Source organism: Tomitella biformata AHU 1821 (genome assembly GCF_000524475.1).
In the GTDB taxonomy this organism is placed as follows: domain Bacteria; phylum Actinomycetota; class Actinomycetes; order Mycobacteriales; family Mycobacteriaceae; genus Tomitella; species Tomitella biformata.
On the sequence record NZ_BAVQ01000002.1, the window covers coordinates 41,777 to 59,020 of the forward strand.

Annotated in this window: 13 protein-coding genes, 1 tRNA gene and 1 riboswitch; of the genes, 8 read left to right on the plus strand and 6 right to left on the minus strand. The window is 66.9% G+C overall.

Translation table 11 applies throughout. The annotated features are described in order from the left end of the window. Positions 1-4: 4 nt before the first annotated feature. Together TBIF_RS22490 and TBIF_RS00405 are read right to left on the minus strand one after the other, a co-directional pair. A complete protein-coding gene (locus TBIF_RS22490; protein ID WP_024792910.1) occupies positions 5-448 on the minus strand; it encodes a MarR family winged helix-turn-helix transcriptional regulator in 444 nt (147 codons plus the stop codon). After that, on the minus strand, positions 445-2,130 hold the full coding sequence (locus tag TBIF_RS00405) for an MDR family MFS transporter (protein WP_024792911.1): 1,686 nt from the start codon (positions 2,128-2,130) through the stop codon (positions 445-447). The genes TBIF_RS22490 and TBIF_RS00405 overlap by 4 nt, the downstream gene beginning before the upstream one ends. Positions 2,131-2,304: 174 nt before the next feature. On the opposite strand from TBIF_RS00405, the gene TBIF_RS00410 reads away from it, so the two are divergent. Together TBIF_RS00410 and TBIF_RS00415 are read left to right on the plus strand one after the other, a co-directional pair. After that, on the plus strand, positions 2,305-3,576 hold the full coding sequence (locus TBIF_RS00410; RefSeq protein ID WP_200182800.1) for an NAD(P)/FAD-dependent oxidoreductase: 1,272 nt from the start codon (positions 2,305-2,307) through the stop codon (positions 3,574-3,576). A 76-nt stretch (positions 3,577-3,652) separates the two neighbouring features. Further along, positions 3,653-3,750, plus strand: a riboswitch (TPP riboswitch). Continuing rightward, the gene (locus TBIF_RS00415) at positions 3,743-4,507 is read left to right on the plus strand and encodes a 3-oxoacyl-ACP reductase (RefSeq protein ID WP_024792913.1); all 765 of its coding nucleotides are present in this window, start codon (positions 3,743-3,745) and stop codon (positions 4,505-4,507) included. (Overlaps the previous riboswitch by 8 nt.) 75 nt (positions 4,508-4,582) lie before the next feature. On the opposite strand, the gene TBIF_RS25550 is transcribed toward TBIF_RS00415, so the two are convergent. After that, positions 4,583-5,185: a hypothetical protein gene (locus TBIF_RS25550; protein WP_024792914.1), complete on the minus strand. Its 603-nt coding sequence runs from the start codon at positions 5,183-5,185 to the stop codon at positions 4,583-4,585. A 224-nt stretch (positions 5,186-5,409) separates the two neighbouring features. Then, positions 5,410-7,398 carry a hypothetical protein gene (locus TBIF_RS25555; RefSeq protein ID WP_038169240.1) on the minus strand — a complete coding sequence of 663 codons (1,989 nt, stop codon included), beginning with the start codon at positions 7,396-7,398 and terminating at the stop codon, positions 5,410-5,412. Between the two features lie 447 nt (positions 7,399-7,845). Between TBIF_RS25555 and TBIF_RS00430 the strand changes: the two genes are divergently transcribed. Further along, positions 7,846-9,450, plus strand: a complete 1,605-nt coding sequence (locus TBIF_RS00430; RefSeq protein WP_024792916.1) for an ABC transporter substrate-binding protein — start codon at positions 7,846-7,848, stop codon at positions 9,448-9,450. A gap of 20 nt (positions 9,451-9,470) precedes the next feature. On the opposite strand, the gene TBIF_RS22495 is transcribed toward TBIF_RS00430, so the two are convergent. Continuing rightward, positions 9,471-10,436: an adenosine deaminase gene (locus TBIF_RS22495; RefSeq protein WP_038169242.1), complete on the minus strand. Its 966-nt coding sequence runs from the start codon at positions 10,434-10,436 to the stop codon at positions 9,471-9,473. 166 nt (positions 10,437-10,602) lie between these two features. Continuing rightward, positions 10,603-10,685: transfer RNA gene (locus TBIF_RS00440), tRNA-Leu, on the minus strand. A 194-nt stretch (positions 10,686-10,879) separates the two neighbouring features. Between TBIF_RS00440 and TBIF_RS26405 the strand changes: the two genes are divergently transcribed. The 5 genes from TBIF_RS26405 (at position 10,880) to TBIF_RS00465 (ending at position 17,243) form a co-directional block, all read left to right on the plus strand. Further along, positions 10,880-12,235, plus strand: coding sequence for an FHA domain-containing protein (locus TBIF_RS26405; protein WP_024792917.1), 1,356 nt, complete (start codon positions 10,880-10,882; stop codon positions 12,233-12,235). A 151-nt stretch (positions 12,236-12,386) separates the two neighbouring features. Further along, complete coding sequence (locus TBIF_RS00450) at positions 12,387-12,851, plus strand: FHA domain-containing protein FhaB/FipA (RefSeq protein WP_024792918.1); 465 nt, start codon at positions 12,387-12,389, stop codon at positions 12,849-12,851. Then, positions 12,848-14,284 (plus strand): PP2C family protein-serine/threonine phosphatase, encoded by a 1,437-nt coding sequence (locus TBIF_RS00455; RefSeq protein ID WP_024792919.1) that lies wholly within the window; start codon positions 12,848-12,850, stop codon positions 14,282-14,284. Before TBIF_RS00450 ends, TBIF_RS00455 begins: the two co-directional genes overlap by 4 nt. Continuing rightward, positions 14,284-15,768 (plus strand): FtsW/RodA/SpoVE family cell cycle protein, encoded by a 1,485-nt coding sequence (locus TBIF_RS00460; protein WP_024792920.1) that lies wholly within the window; start codon positions 14,284-14,286, stop codon positions 15,766-15,768. The genes TBIF_RS00455 and TBIF_RS00460 overlap by 1 nt, the downstream gene beginning before the upstream one ends. After that, positions 15,765-17,243, plus strand: a complete 1,479-nt coding sequence (locus TBIF_RS00465) for a peptidoglycan D,D-transpeptidase FtsI family protein (RefSeq protein ID WP_024792921.1) — start codon at positions 15,765-15,767, stop codon at positions 17,241-17,243. The genes TBIF_RS00460 and TBIF_RS00465 overlap by 4 nt, the downstream gene beginning before the upstream one ends. Position 17,244: the final 1 nt, after the last annotated feature.

Sequence of the window (17,244 nt, forward strand, 5' to 3'; positions counted from 1 at the left end):
GCCCTCACCGGGCCATATCCGCGTTGAACCGGGCGAGCTGCTCGGTGAAGTGCCCCAGCTCCCCCTCGGACCAGCCCTGCAGGCGATGCCCGAGTTCTGCGCGACGACGCTCGGTCGCCGCGCCGATCTGCTCCTTGCCGACAGAGGTCAGCGAGAGCACCTGTGCCCGGCGGTCCAGCGGATCGCAGTCCCGCTCGATGAACCCGAGTTCCTGCAGCGTGGTCACATGCCGGCTGATCGCGCCCTTGTCCATGTTGAGGCAGTCGGCGATCGCCCAGGCCCGCGTGGGCTGGTTCTCGGCCACAAACAGCAGCACCTGGTACGTCGACGCCTGCAGTTCCGGGTGAATCAGCCGTGCCCGGTGCTCCGCGGACTGGCGGATGTTGCGCATCAGCACCCGAATCTCCCGCTCGAACATCCGCACAGATTCAAGCTTCTGGAATGTCATCGCGGATCAGCCACCACCCGTTCCCCTGCGGTCAATTCCGGCGCGTCGGATTCCAGCGCGACCTCACCACGCGCGTCGGCCCGCATCGTCTCCAACTCGTCCTCGCGCTCGATGGTCTCGCGCAACGGGACCTCCTTGATGAAGAGGATCGCGATCAGCGCGATGATGGCAAACGGCGTGGCCAAGAGGAAGACCCGGGCCGTGCCGTCCGCGAAGGCCATCTCGTAGGCGGGGCGCAAGATCCCGGACAGTGTGTGCACCTCCGGGATCTGTTCGCTGTTCACGCCCATGAGCTCTGCGCCCACCTGCGGGTCGCTTTCCGCGGCGCCGGCCAGGCTGGATGCGACCTTATGGCTAAGGACGGTGCCCAGCGCGGATACGCCGATCGAGCCGCCCATCGTGCGCATAAAGGCGACCAACGAGCTCGCCGCCCCGATGTCAGCCTGCGCCGCATTGTTCTGCACCGCGAGGACGAGGTTCTGATTGACCGCGCCAACGCCGAGGCCGAGGATCGCCATGTAGGCGCCCACCTGAACCAGGCTCATATCCGAGGTGACGGTGCTGAGCAGCGCGATGCCGATCACCATCATGGTGCCGCCGCCGACCAGGTAGCGCTTCCACTTGCCCTTCGACGCGATGAGACGGCCCGAGACGATGGATGACACCAGCACGCCGGCGACCATCGCGAGGCTCATCAGGCCGGCCCTCGTCGGGCTCATGCCGCGGGAGAGCTGGAAGTACTGCACCAGGAACACCGTGGAGCCGAACATCGCGACGCCGACCATCACCGACGCGAAAACCGAGAGGCTCGTGGTGCGGTCCTTGAACAGCCGCATCGGGATGATCGGCTCCTTGACCTTGGTCTCCGCGAAGACGAACGCGACCAGCAGCAGGATGCCGACCGCCACCATCCAGATGGACGTTGACGAAGCCCACTCGAACTGGCTGCCGCCCAGCGAGACCCAGATCAGCAGCACGGATACGCCGGCCGTGATCAACAGGGCTCCGATGTAGTCGATCGCGACCTCGCGCTTGATCGTGGGCAGGTGCAGGGTCTTCTGCAGGACGAACAGCGCGATCACCGCGAAGGGGATGCCGACGTAGAAGCACCAGCGCCAGGCGTCGCCGTTCATGAAGCCGGGGAGGATGGTGCCCAGCACGTTCGCGTCCACGAGCAGGCCGCCGAGGAGGGGGCCGCTGACCGTCGCGACGGCGAACACAGCGCCGAGGTAGCCGAAGTACTTTCCGCGGTCGCGGGCAGTGACCATGCTGGCGATGACGATCTGCACGAGGGCGGAGAGGCCACCCATGCCGACGCCCTGGATCAGCCGCGCGAAGATGAGCATTCCCATGTTGTCCGACAGCCCGGCGATCGCCGAGCCGACGACGAAGATCATGAGCGCGAGCTGGGTGAGCGCCTTCTTGCTGAACAGGTCGGCGAATTTACCCCAGATGGGCGTGGTCGCGGTCATCGCCAGCAGCGTCGCGACGACCACCCACGTGTAGCCGGCCTCGGTCCCACCCAGGTCGGCGACGATACGCGGGAGCGCGGTAGACACGACGGTCGATGACAGCATGGCCACGAACATCGCCATCATCAGGCCGGACAGCGCTACGAGGACCTGCCGGTGGGTCATCGGGGCCGTTCCGACGGCGTCGTTCTCTTGGGTCTCGGTACTCATCCAGTGAATTCCTCAGGGCGCGGAGATAGTTGCTTTCGTCAACCATACAAGTTCGTTGCCATCTACAACTACTTTTGGCGTTGTGAGGGCTGTCATGGCTCCATCGCGCTCCCAGGCAGCGTTCAAGGAGCGAACCATCAGGTGGCGAGCGACGTTTCCGCTAGCGTGGCCTCTATGCCCACGATGATTTCCAAAGACGTGATCGTTCTCGGCGGCGGCTTCGCCGGGGTCGCCGCCGCGCAACACCTTGCAGGCAAGGGCGCAGAGGTGCTGTTAATCGACAAGAACAACTATCACCAGTTCCAGCCCCTGCACTATCAGGTCGCCACCTCCCAGATCGGGGTGTCGGAAGTGGCCCGCCCGCTGCGGGAAATGTTCCGGCGCCACGCCGACGTGCGGGTGCTCGTCTCCGAGGTCTCCGCCATCGATCCGGTGGCCAAAACCGTGACGCTCGCGGACGGCCGGGTCTGCCAGGCGAAGACCTTGGTGGTGGCCGTCGGCGCAGAGGCGAACTACTTCGGCATCCCCGGCGCGGAGGAGCACACGTACCCGATGTACACGCTCGATGACGCGCTTCGGCTGGGCGCCCAAATGGTCTCCGAGCTCGACCACGCCGACACGGCCAACGACGCGAGCCGATCGCTGGACCTAGTCGTGGTGGGCGGCGGCGCCACCGGCGTGGAGCTTGCCGGCGCGGTCGCGGACAACCTGCGCTCCGTCGTGCCGACGCTATTCTCGCCAGACTTCGCCCGGGCCACCACGGTGCACCTGGTGGACATGGTGCCCACCGTGCTCGGGCCGTTCTCGGAGAAATCCCAGAAGTACGCGCGCGCGCACCTGGGCGAGCTCGGAGTCGAGCTGCGGCTGGGCGTCGGCGTCACCGAGGTGAAGCCCGACGGGGTCACTCTCGCCGACGGGTCGACCATCCCCGCCACGATCATTGTGTGGGCGGGAGGGCTCAAGGCGTCGCGGCTGATCGCCGAGTCCGGCATGCCCCAAGGCAGGGGCGGGCGCGTCGACGTGAACACCGAACTGACCGTCCCCGGCTTCCCCGGCGTGTACGTCCTCGGGGACTCGGCCAACATCACCGACAGCAAGGGGCGGGCGCTGCCCCAACTCGGCTCGGTGGCCCAGCAATCGGGCAAGTGGGCGGCGCGCAACATCCACGCAGACCTGACGGGCGGTCACCGCGAGCCGTTCCGCTACCGCGACAAGGGCATTATGGCGATGATCGGGCGCGGCGCCGCGGTGGCCGAGGTGGGTCCGGGCCGCCGCCAGATACAGGGCCCGCTCGCCTTCCTCGCGTGGCTCGGGGTCCACGCCGCGCTGCTGTCCGGGGTGTGGCAGCGCGTCGGCGCCTTCGCCTCCTGGGGCGCCGCCTACCTCACCCACAACCGCCCGCAGGTGGTTCTTGCCAGCGACACCGGCAAGCCGCGGCCCCAATAAACTGCACCGGGTGGCGCCGGCCCGGCTCGCGCGCCCCGCAGATCTGCTCGATGGCAATCTCAATGGCTATGGTGGGCCTTGTGACACGGGGTGCCGCCCGACCGGGCAGCTGAGAACACACCCGTCGAACCTGATCTAGGTAAAACTAGCGAAGGGATGTCCTCCAATGAATCTCGATCAGCAAGTTGTCCTGGTGACCGGAGGCGCGCGCGGCCTCGGCGCATCGATCACCAGGGCCTTCGCGAGCCAGGGCGCCAAGGTCGTCGTGAACTACCACCGCAGCGCTGTGGCCGCCCAGGATCTGGTGGCAGAGATCGGCGGCGAGAGGGCCGTCGCGATCCAGGCGGATGTCACCGATGAGGACGCCGTCGCGCAGCTGTTCCTCCAGGCGCACAAGCACTTCCGCACGGCGGTGACCACAGTCGTCAACAACGCCCTGCCGGAATTCTCGTTCAACGGCGACGCCCGACCCAAGCCGGACACCATCACGTGGGACAACTTCGCCGCGCAACTGCGCGGCACCGTGAAGGCGACAATCCACACCACCCAGGCGGCCCTGCCTGGCATGCGCGCGGCAGGGTTCGGCCGCATCATCAACATTGGCACCAACCTGTTCCAGAACCCGGTGGTGCCATACCACGACTACACCGCTGCCAAGGCCGCCGGTTTGTCGCTAACCCGCACTCTGGCAACAGATCTCGGGCCAGACAACATCACCGTCAACATGGTCTCCGGTGGATTGCTGCGCACCACCGACGCCAGCGCGGCGACGCCCGACGAAGTCTTCGACCTGATCGCCGCCAGTACTCCCCTGCAGCGGGTGACCACCCCGGCCGAGTTCGCCGACGCGATCTTGTTCTTCGCCTCCCCGTGGGCACGCGCGATCACGGGCCAGAACCTGGTGGTCGACGGCGGCCTGGTCAAGGGCTGATGGGGATCGGCTGAACTAAAAGGGCCTGGACCTCGCTCAGTCCAGCGAAGTCCAGGCCCTCTCGATACTGCGCGGCTACTTGAACGTCACCGGGGTCTTGGTGTCCTGGGTGCGGTCCGGGTTGCCGTGGGCGGACAGGGTGTAGATCGAGCACGCGTTCACGGTGCAGTCCGATTCGTTCGCCTCGTTGGCGGCCACGACGTCGAGCTCGACGCTCCAGGAACCGTCCACAATGCTGGGCGCCTTGACCCACTGGGTGGAGAGAAACTTGCTGGCGTCGGTGGCGGAGTACTGATCGTCCTGGGCCAGGCCGACGTAGATGCCGAAGTTCGCGCCGGAGAAGCCCGTGCCCGAGACAGTGATCTTGTCGCCATCCACCAGGCACGTCAGCTTTGTCGCGTCGACCGCCAAGCCCTCCCCGGCCTCCGGCGTGCCGAGATCGATCGAGCACGCCTCGGGTGCCGGCTCCTCAGGCTCCGGATCCACCGGGCCGGGGTCCACGGGGCCGGGATCCACGGGGCCGGGATCCACGGGCGTGGGGAATAGGTTGCTGAGGCTGCCCAGCGAACCCGCGCCGAGACCTTCAAACGGCGACGCCGCGCCGGCAACACTTGCGGAGCCCGCGAAGGCAATGGTGACGGCTGCCGCCGCGATGGCGACCTTGTTGAACGCGCGCATTGTCCTGCTTTCGTTTGTGGCGCACCAGGGTGGCGCGTCCTGTGAGAGTTGAAACTTAGGCAAGGCTAGCCTTATTACTCAGGGTTTGTCTAGTGGCTCGACTAGCGAGATTCAGCCGACATTTCGACGTGCTGACCTGGTCTTACATGGATTCTGGGCAGCCGTCATCGATCGGGTGCGCTGCTGGTAACTGCGCGGCGTCGCACCCGATCGGCGACCGTTGACTACGCCTTGCGGCGGCTCGCGAAGATCGTGCCCACTGTGACGCTCGCCCCGAGGATCGCGCCGAGCATCAGGACCAGCCAGGTCGAGCCCTGGGAGAACGTGCTGGCCAAGTTTCGGACCTCCGCGGCGCCGCCCGCCGAGCCGACCGTGCCATTGCTCGCGGCGGCGGCAACGGGGGTGACCACGCCATCGCCGAACGCCACCGGCGTCTGGCTGTCCTGGGTCCGATCACTGGAGCCGTGCGCGGCGACGGTGTAGATGGAGCAGGCGTTCTTGGTGCAGTCCGAATCCCCCATCACGGCCTTCACCTCGACTTCGCGAGTCCAGGCGCCGTCCTTCATATCCGCGGCCTTAACGAACTCAGTAACTATCCAGGCCCCGGCGTCCGTCACGGAGAACTTGTCGTCCTGGATCAGACCGACGTAGATGCCCGCCCCCTCGCCCGAGAAGCCGCTGCCCTTGACGGTGATGGTCTCGCCGTTGACATCCAGGCCCTCAGCCTTCGACACCTCGACCACCACGGAGTTGCCCTCGCCGACCTTGCCGGCGAGTGCCGCGTTCGCGCCGCCTGGCGCGCCCGACCCGCCCGCTGGCGCGCCGGACGCGTTGTCGGGCGCGACGCCGCCGAGGAAGCCCACTGGAGTCCGGGAGTCCTGGCTGCGATCGGAGGAGCCGTGCGCCGCGACGGTGTAGATGGAGCAGGTGCTGACCATGCAGTCGGAGCCGTTCATGATCGCGGCGAGCTCCATCGTGGTGGACCAGGACCCGCCCGAGATCGCGTCGGGCTTGAGGAATGCCGTCGTCATCCACACATCCGCGTTGGTCGAGGAGAACTTGCTGTCCTGCACCATCCCGACGTAAAGGCCCGGCGCGGCGCCGGAGAAGCCGGAGCCGGAGATGGTGACCATGTCGCCGCCGGGGTTGAGCCCGGTCGACTTCGAAAGCGACACCGTCAGAGCGCTATTGGACGCAAAGGTCCCGCCGCCGGCTGCCTCGGCGCCACCACCGGTGCCGCCGCCGGACGTGCCCGTTCCGCCACCGCCGCCGGTGCCACCGTCGGGAGTGCCGCTACCGGGCCGAGGGGGCGTGCCGACGAAGCTGACGTCGACGGAAGTGTCCTGGCTGCGATCCGAAGAGCCGTGCGCCGCAAGGGTATAGATGGCGCAGGCGTTGGTGAGGCAGTCGCCGTTGGGAACCGCGGAGTTGACGTTGAGCGTTGTCGACCAGGAGCCGCCCGACATGTCTGCCGATTTGATGAACTTCGCGTCCTGGAACACCGCGGCGTCAGTGTGGGAGAACTGGTTCTTCTGCGCGAGACCGACATAGATCCCGTACCCGCCGCCCGAGAAGCCAGTGCCGCGCACGGTGATCGACTCGCCACTCGCGTTGAGGCCGCTGCCCTTGCTCAAAGTCACGTTCGGCCCATTGCCCGCCGGCGGCTTGGTGGTGGGCGGGTTCGTGGTGGGCGGCTTGGTCGTCGGCGGCTTAGTCGTGGGAGGTGTCGTGACGGGCGGCTCGGTCGGCGGCGGCGTCGTCGTGGGTGGCGTCGTCGTGGCCGCCTCGAAGGCGACGCGGGTAACGGTGTCCTGTGAGCGGTCCGCCGAGCCATGGGCGGCGACAGTGTAGATAGAGCACTTGTTAGTGATGCAGTCCGAATCGCCCACCACAGCCTTCGCGTCCACCGTGGCGGACCACGACCCCGCGGTCATGCTCGCCGACCTGATGAACTCCTGGGTCAGCCACACATCTGCGTTGGTCGCGGAGAACTTATTGTCCTGAACGAGGCCGACGTAGATGCCCGCGCCCGCACCGGAGAAGCCGGAGCCGGAGACCGTGATCTTCTCGCCATCAGGATCCAGGCCTGCCGCCTTAGATAACGTCACAGCTGGAGTGTCGGCAGCCGAGGCGGTGGTGGCTATGCCCACAGGCGTCGCCAACACCACCGCGGCCGCCATCGTCGCGAGAGCAACCCTGCTAAGCACGCGCATTCGTCCTCTTCCTGTTCACCGCTGCATCGAGGCCGCAAACGGCCAGAATCCGACAGCTTAGGTAAGCCTTGCTTAAGCAAGGTGAGCCTAAGCTACCTCATGGTGTCCAGTTCGGGAAGCTTGCGCCCCAAGTGCGCTACGCCACGTCGAGCGAACCGGGGTCAGGACGACAGCGCCGCCGCGACCACGCTGCTCGCGAACCTCGATACCGCAGCCATTCTGGTTCTCCCGTCCCATTGTCCGTCGCGGGTAATTTCTCTGAAACTTATTGTGTCCCAATTACTTTCCACTTCTTCCGAATTTTCCTCACGACAGCACTTCGCAAAACCATGACCGGGATGCGCCATATGTGTTGTGCTTGGGGCAATTTCCCAGCGCCCCCCGGGCAGTCGCGGGCAGGCGCGGTCATGCCTGCTGCACGGCGATGCTCGCCGAGAAAGAAGCGAAATGCGTAGACCACCACTCGCTCGCACCTACCAACTCCTGGCTGCGCTCACCGCTGCCGGGCTACTCATCGCGGGCTGCTCCAGCAGCGGCTCGGACGCGAAGCCCAACGCCGAGAGCGTCACCAACGGGGTCATCGGCGTTCCGGATGGCGACGGCGACCCACGCTCCGGCGGCACCATCGCGTACGCCGGCTATTCCTCGGTGAACACCCTCGACCCGGCCGACCGCCAGGACGGCGGCTCCACCGGCGGCACAGAGATGGCTGCCATCTACGACCTGCTCGTCCGCTACGACCAGGACACACACGAGTATGTTCCGCAGCTGGCCAAGTCCCTGACAGCCAACGGCGACAACTCCGTGTGGACGCTCACGCTCCGCGACGGCGCCACCTTCAGCGACGGCACCAGCGTCGACGCGGACGCCGTCATCTGGAGCATCGAGCGCTACCTGCAGAAGAAGGGGACCCACGCCCAGGTGTGGGCGGTCTCGGTGGACTCGATGTCGTCGACCGGACCCTCAACGGTGCAGTTCACACTCAAGCGCCCCTGGGCCCAGTTCCCGGCGCTGTTCACCAGCGGCCCCGGGATGATCGTGGCACCCTCGGCCATGGCGAGCGGGGAGTTCCAACCCGTCGGCGCCGGCCCCTTCACGCTGCAGAAGCACACACCGCAGGAGGAGCTGTCGCTGACGGCTCGCAAGGACTACTGGGGCGGCACGCCCTACCTGGACACACTGACCTTCCCCGCCATCGTCAGCGAGCAGACGCGACTGGACTCGCTGCATTCCGGCAACATCCAGGCCGCCTATATCCGCAACCCCAAGAACGTGCGGGCCGCCGAGAACGCCGGCGACCCGGGTGCGGTCTACACCGTCAATATTGGCGGGACGATGATCATCAACAACCGCGAGGGCCGACCCGGCGAGGACGAGCGCGTCCGCCAGGCCCTGGTCGCGGCGTTCGACCCCGAGGCGTTCAACCAGCGGGTCCAGGGCGGCGACGGGCTGCCGAGCAGCTACCTGTTCGGACCGGAGTCGCGGTGGCACGACGACCAGGTGGCGGCCGCGGGATATGACCCGGAGAAAGCGAAGAGCCTGCTCGAGGCGGCGAAAGCCGATGGGTTCGACGGCAAGCTCAACTACGTCGGCATGAACGACCCGGAGACCAAGGACAGCGCCCTCGCCGTCCAGGCCATGCTCAACTCCGTCGGGTTCGATGTCCAGATCACCTACACCACCAGCATTGCCGACCTGGTCAAGACGCTGTACGCGCAGCACGACTACGACATCTCGTACTCGGGGTTCAACGTGCTCGACGACTCGCCATTCGTCCGCCTGTACGGCAACCTGCACAGCCAGTCGGGCTCCAACGTCCTCGGCTACAGCAACCCCGCGATGGACGCGCTGTTGGAGCAGGTCCAGACCGCGACCGACGATGACAACCTGCGCACGGTGCTCGCCGACATTCAGACGCTGGTCGACGAGACCGCGCCCATGGCCGTCTCCGCGCCGTACCGGTTCATCATGCCGTTCACCGAGAATGTGCGCGGGGTGCAATTGAGCTCCGACGGCATCCTGCTATTCGACAAGGCGTGGACCACCGAATAAGCCACGCGAAGCCCTGCGAGTCAGCTGCCCCGGACATCTCCCCTGAAGCTCGCGTCCAGCGAGTTGCGGGCGAGTTGTTCGAGGGTCGCGGTGTCGAGATCGAATGCACGCTGAAGCGCGACATAATTGTCGACGACGTAACCGCCGAAATACGCGGGATCATCGGAGTTCACGGTGACCACAACGCCTGCATCCAGCAATGCCGGCAGTGGATGATCCGATAGGTTCTCGACACATTTCAATCGCACGTTCGAGAGCGGGCACACGGTCAGCGGAATCTTGTCGACTGCGAGGCGCCGCAGCAGGGCCGGGTCCTCAGCGGCTCGGATGCCGTGATCGACTCTCTCGACTCCGAGGACGTCGAGAGCCTGCCAAATGTAGTCGGGAGGCCCTTCCTCGCCCGCATGGGCGACACGATGCAGCCCCATCTCGCCGGCCGCGGCGAAGACCTCCGCGAAGTCGCTCGGCGGGTGGCCCAGCTCGGCCGAATCCAGTCCCACGCCATGGATCGCATCCCGGTGCTCCGCCAGCGCCTCCAGGGTGGACATCGCCTCCGTGGCCGGACGGTCGCGCAGGAAGCAGGCGATCAGCAGGACCGAGATTCCATAGCGTTCTCGCGCTGCCGATGCGGCGCTGCTCAGCCCCTCGATAACGACGCGCAGCGGGATTCCGCGGTTCACATGGGCCTGCGGGTCGAAGAACATCTCGACGTGTTGGACTCCGTCGGCCGCCGCCCGCTGCAGGTACGCACTGGCGAGATCCGCGAAGTCCTCGGAACGACGAAGGACGTCCATGCACGCGTAGTACAAATTAAGGAACGACTGCAGGTCGCTGAAGTTATATGCCTGGGTGAGCGCTTCGACGTTCGCATACGGCAAGGCGACGCCGTTGCGTTTCGCCAGATCGAAGGCCATCTGCGGTTCGAGGGTCCCCTCGATGTGCAGGTGCAGCTCTGCTTTGGGCAGACCGCGAATAAATTCGATCATCTCTCGACTTCCAATTCTGTATGTCCGCTAAGCCTTCGACGGCATCTGTTGTGCACCTACTCGGCTATTGAGCGCGATTCCTCTGCTCAACTGCACAACAGATGCCGTCGAGCCCGGCTAACGACAAAGGCCACGAACCCGTGAGAGTTCGTGGCCTTTATTCAGGTGGGCGAAGGGGGACTTGAACCCCCACGTCCCTAAGGACACTGGCACCTGAAGCCAGCGCGTCTGCCATTCCGCCACTCGCCCGAGCAACGATGAATAGGCTAACACGCGCACTGGATCACACCAAAATCGGCGATCAAACTAGTGTCGACCTGCGGTAATGCTGAACACGCAGCGGCCTGGCGCCAGTGCTGCCGGGCCTGATCAGACGTGCAGCGCCCCTGTTCAACCCCGCACCAGTATTGTTTGTGGGATAGGTGGCTGAAGGGAGGCAAGTCATGGGTTTCATGCAACGGTTCGAACGCAAGCTGGAAGACGCGGTGGGCAACACCTTCGCCCGTGTCTTCGGCGGCAAGATTGTGCCGGCGGAGGTCGAGGACGCGCTGCACCGCGAGGCTGCGCGCGGCCTGCAGAACCTGAGCGGGCACGGGCTGGCGCCCAACCAGTACGTGCTCACCGTCAGCGAGTCCGACGAGGAGAACCTCACATCAGACACCGAGCTGACGCTGAATGCCTTCGCCAAGCACCTGACGGGCTATATCGGAGAGCAGGGATGGGAGACGTACGGAGCGGTCTCGGTCGAGCTCGAGTCCTCCCCTGATCTGCACACCGGGCAGTTCCGGGCCCGCAGCATCATCGCTCCCGACGCCGACGCCCACGCGGCTCAGCCTGGCCCTCAAGCGCCGGCCCCCACCGCCTTTTCCCCCTCACAACCAGGAGCTACGCCGATGCCTTCGGAGCCGCAGGACGCACCGCAGCCTCGCTATCAGCCGCAGCCAGGCCCTCAGCAGCACCAGCCCCCGCACTACCCACCGCAGGCCTATAGCGCCGGCCAGTACCAAAACACCCCATATGAGGCGCCGCAGCAGCCGGAGCAGCCCTATGGCCAGCCTCCGGCCGAGGCATACTCCCAGCACCCCCAGTACGGCCAGCCGCAGTATGAGGAGCCCCAGTACCGGGAGCCTGAGTACCGGGAGCCCCAGCCCCCGGAGCCGAACTACCAGGAGCCTCCCGCGCAGGCCTACTCGGAGCGCCCGCAGCCCGGCCAGAACTTTCCCCACCAGCAGCGTTACAGCAGCGAGCAGTATGCGGACCCGCGCTTCCAGCCGCCGGCGCACCTCTATCCGCCGCAGCAGCCGCAAGGCCGCCAGCCCGCGCCTCAGCAGCCAGACCAGAACCAGCAGCCGGACCAGAACCAGCAGCCGGGCCAGTACCCGCAGCCCGGCTACGGCTATCAGGACCAAGCGTATGTGGGCCAGGAGTATCCGCTGCGCGATTCCGCGGCGGGCTATTACGCCGACGAGCGGTACGCGCCGCCCGCCCCGCCCCAGCAGCAGTGGGCCCCGGCTCTGGCGGTCTCACTCGAGTTGAGCGATGGCAGCGGCCGAAATCTGGAATTGCGGCACGGCTCGAACGTCATCGGACGCGGTCAGGACGCGCACTTCCGCATCCCGGACACCGGAGTCTCCCGCCAGCACGCGGACATCCAGTGGGACGGCACAGTCGCACTGATCGTGGATATGCAGTCCACCAACGGCACCGTCGTCAACGACGTGCCCGTCAATGAGTGGCAGCTCGCGGACGGCGACGTGATCCGCATCGGCCACTCCAACATCACAGTCCGCTTCCACTAGGGACTTCAAGGAACAACACTTGACAGCCCGTTCCGGCCAAACAGCCGCGGTCGGGCTGCGAGTCTCGTATCGACCAGTACGATGATCACGGCAGTGTCCAGTTCGATGTCGGCGATATCGCCGACATCTCGAGTCGAGGAGGGGTTCGCGGGTGCAAGGGCTCGTATTGCAATTGACCCGGGGCGGATTCCTGCTGCTCCTATGGCTGTTCATCTGGGCGGTGCTGCGCGTGCTGCGCACCGACGTCTATGCGGCGGCGGGCTCGCGGATCGGCGCGAATCGCTATCCCGTCAAGCCGGCGCGCATCGGCGGCCGTCGGGCAAAGGTCGCGAAATTCCTCGTGGTGACGGAGGGCACGCTGGCCGGCACCCGCATCAGCCTGGGCACCCAGCCCGTGCTGATCGGCCGCGCGGACGATTCCACGCTGGTCCTGTCTGACGACTACTCCTCCACCCGCCATGCGCGGCTCTCCCCCCGGGGCGCCGAGTGGTACGTGGAGGATTTGGGCTCCACCAATGGCACCTACCTGGACCGGGTCAAAGTCACCACCGCCGTACCCGTCCCCCTCGGCACGCCGGTTCGCATCGGCAAGACAGTGATTGAGCTGCGCCCGTGACATTAGTTTTGAAGTACGCCGCGCGCAGCGACCGCGGCCTGGTCCGCGGCAACAACGAGGACTCCGTCTACGCAGGCGCCCGGCTGTTGGCGCTGGCCGACGGCATGGGCGGGCACGCCGCCGGCGAGGTCGCCTCCCAGCTGATGATCGCCGCGCTGGCCCCCCTCGACGAGGACGATCCGGGCGATGACCTCTTGGGCAAGCTCGACGCGGCCACGCGGGCCGGCAACGCGTCCATCGCGGACCATGTCGAGGAGGAGCCCGAGCTCGAGGGGATGGGCACCACGCTGACCGCGATCTTGTTCGCCGGCCGCCGCCTAGGGCTGATCCACATCGGCGACTCCCGCGCGTACCTGCTGCGCAATGGCGAGCTGGCGCAGATCACGCGGGATGACACCTTCGTGCAATCGCTCGTCGACCAGGGCCGGATCACCCGGGAGCAGGCGAAGACGCATCCGCAGCGCTCGCTGATCATGCGCGCGCTCACCGGCAACGACATCGAGCCGACGCTGACTATCCGCGAGGCCCGCGCCGGCGACCGCTACCTGCTGTGCTCGGACGGACTCTCCGATGTCGTCTCCGAGGAGACCATCGGCGAGACCATGGCCGAGGGCGGCCAGCGCGAGTGCGCCGACCGGCTCATCGAGCTGGCCCTGCGCAGCGGCGGGCCGGACAACATCACCGTGATCATCGCGGATGTGATCGACCTCGACTATGGCCAGTCCGCCCCCATCGTCGGCGGCGCCGCGTCCGACGAGGAGGAGGACTACACCCCTCCCCCGAACACCGCCGCCGGCCGCGCCGCGGCGATCCGCCCACCCGTCGCCAAGCCCCGCCGGGTCACCCCGGCCCCCGTCCCCGAGCCGCCGAAGCGTCACCGCAAGGCGTTGACGATCGGGCTCTCGCTGCTGGTGGTGGTACTGCTGGGCGTCGGCGTGGTGGTCGCGAACATGTGGATTCGCAGCAACTACTACGTCGGCGAGGACGACGGCAACGTCGTCGTCTTCCGCGGCGTCCCCGGCTCCGTTCTGGGTTATTCGCTCCATGAGGTCCGCGAAGTCGGCTGCCTGAACAGTGCTGGGAACCTACAGCTCGTCGCGCCAGACGCCACCTCCTCGAATTGCTCCGTGCTCGGCGTGGCCGAACTGCGGCCGTCGGCCCGTGAGCAGGTCCGCTCCGGGTTGCCCAGCGGATCCCTCGAGGACGCGCAGAAGCAGATCGGCCAGCTCGCCGTGTCCGACCTCCTGCCGATGTGCGTCGCGGCCGAGCCGGCCCCACCGCCGGAGACGCCGGCGCCCGAGAGTCCCGCGCCTGCGAACCCAGTCCCCGAGACTCCCGCTCCCGCAACTCCTGCGCCGACCAGTGGGGCGCCTGCTCCAGGACCGTATGCCGACGGCCAGGTGCCGGGGCATAATTGCCGGGTAGTTGCCTAATGAGCACCCCCAACCCGAACCCCGGCAACACTCCGGCCGAGGCAGGCTCGCAGTTCAACAGTCCCCCCGGCGGGTTCGCGCCCGCACCGCCCCGCAAGAGCGGGCGCCGTGCCGAGCTGGTGCTGATGACCTTCGCGATGGCCGTGGTGCTCGCGTCCCTGGTGCTGGTCGAGGCCGCGATGGAGCAGCGGGTCACGTGGGAGCTGGGCAAGTACGCGCTGGGCTTCGGCGTGCTGATGCTTGTCGCACACCTCGTCATCCGCCGGCTCGCACCGTATGCGGACCCGGTGATCCTGCCGATTGTGGCGCTGCTCAACGGGCTCGGGCTCGTGATGATCCACCGCCTGGACCTCTCAGACCAGCAGACCGCCGAGCTGCTGGGCCAGGAGCTGCCGAACCTCGACGCGAACCAGCAGGTCATCTGGACCGCGATCTCGATTGCGGCCTTCACCGCGGTGCTGTATTTCCTGCGCGATCATCGCGTGCTATCGAGCTTCGCCTACACGCTGGGCCTCGTCGGCCTGGTCCTGCTGATCATCCCGTCCCTGCTGCCCGCCAAGTACTCCGAGATCAACGGCGGCCGCAACTGGATCCGCTTCAGCGGCTTCTCTATCCAGCCCGGTGAGTTCGCCAAGATCCTGCTCATCGTGTTCGCCGCGTCGTTCCTGGTGTCCAAGCGCGATCTCTTCACCACCGCCGGCCGGCAGATGCTCGGCCTCGACGTGCCCCGCGCCCGCGACCTCGCGCCGCTGCTCGTGGCCGTCATCCTGGCGATCGGCGTCGCGGTGGCCAACAAGGACCTCGGCTTCGCCCTCCTGATCTTCGGCACCATCCTCGTGATGATCTACGTCGCCACCGACCGCGGCAGCTGGCTGCTGATCGGTGTCGCCCTGTTCCTCGCGGGCGCCGTCGCCGCCTACTTCGTGTTCTCGCACTTCCGGGTGCGAGTGGATATCTGGCTGGACCCCTTCGCCACCTACAACACATCGGGCTACCAGATCGCGCAGTCGCTGTTCGGCCTGGCGACGGGCGGGCTCGCGGGCACGGGGCTCGGCAGTGGCCAGCCGAACACGGTGCCGTTCGCGAAGACCGACTTCGTGATGTCCGCTATCGGCGAGGAGCTGGGCCTGATCGGCGTCGCCGCCGTGCTGCTGCTGTTCACGGTGCTGGTGGTCCGCGGCATCCGCACCGCGGTCGCCGTACGCGATAGCTTCGGCAAGCTACTGGCGCTGGGCCTGTCCTTCACCATCGCGTTCCAGCTGTTCGTGGTGGTCGGCGGCGTGACGAAGCTGATTCCGCTGACGGGCCTGACCACGCCGTTCATCTCCTATGGCGGCTCCTCGCTACTCGCGAACTACATCCTGCTGGCCATCCTCGTCCGCATCTCCGACGAGGCCCGACGCCCGCCGGAGGCCGTGACTCGGAAGGCGCCCCCCACCCCACTGGCCGACGCCTCAACCGAGATGGTGAAGAAGATCCGTTGAACACCCCACTGCGCCGCGTCGCGCTTGCCGTGATGGCGATGATCGTCGCCCTCCTCGCGAACGCCACCTACGTCCAGGTGTTCAAGGCTGATTCCCTCCGCGCCGATCCCCGCAACCAGCGCGTGCTCGTCGACGAGTACTCCCGCCAGCGCGGCCTGATCTCCGCCGACGGCCAGGTGCTGGCGTTCTCCGAGACCATCGCGGACCGCTTCAAGTACCTGCGCGCCTACCCGAACGACAACACGCAGGCCCTCGCGAACGCGCCCGTCACCGGCTACTACTCGATGCAGTACTCCAGCACGGGCCTCGAGCGGGCCGAGGACCCGATCCTCAACGGCTCCGACAACAGGCTGTTCGGCGCGCGCCTGTTCGACCTGGTCTCCGGGCGGGACCCCCGCGGCGGCAACGTGCTGACCACTATCAACCCCGTGCTCCAGCAGGTCGCCTACGACGAGTTGTCCGCCCGCAACCTGACCGGGTCCGTCGTCGCGCTCGATCCCAAGTCCGGTGCGATCCTCGCGATGGTGAGCACCCCCAGTTATGACCCGAACCCCCTGGCCAGCCATGACGGCACCGTGCGCACCGAGGCCTGGAACGCACTGGTCGACGACCCCGCCAACCCCATGCTCAACCGGGCGATCTCGGCGACGTACCCGCCCGGGTCCACGTTCAAGGTGGTCACCAGCGCGACGGCCCTCTCCCACGGCGGGACGGTCGACGAGCAGCTGACCGCGGCCGCCGGGCTGACCCTGCCGGACACGAACACGGTGCTCAATAATTTCGGCGACGCCCCCTGCGGGTCCGGCCCGACCGTCTCGCTGATGACCGCGTTCAAGCTCTCCTGCAACGCCGCGTTCGCCGAGCTGGGCATCAAGTACGGCGCCGACGACCTCAAGGCACAGGCAGCCGCGTTCGGCATTGGCCCCGACTCGCCAGCCATCCCGCTCGCCGTCGCCGACTCCACCGTCGGCACCATCCCCGACCCGGCGGCGCTCGGCCAGTCCAGTATCGGCCAACGCGACGTCGCGATGACCCCGCTGCAGAACGCGGTGGTCGCCGCGACCGTCGCCAACGGGGGCGTGCGCATGGAGCCGTACCTGGTCAAGCAGCTGCAGGGCCCAGATCTTTCAACGCTGTCCACGACGCAGCCCAAGTCGCTGGGCCAGTCCGTCTCCCCTGAGATCGCCGCCACCCTGACGGAGATGATGGTGGAGTCGGAGAAGAACACCTCCGGCTTCGGCAGCATCCCCGGCCTCGAGATCGCCTCCAAGACGGGCACCGCCGAGCACGGCTCCACACCCAAGGAGACCCCGCCGCACGCCTGGTACATCGGCTTCGCGCCCGCCAACAACCCGACCATCGCCATCGCAGTCCTCGTCGAGGACGGCGGTGACCGGGGGTTGGCGGCCACCGGCGGCTCCGTCGCATCCCCGATCGGTCGCGCCGTGATGGCCGCCGCGACGCAGGGAGGCTGAC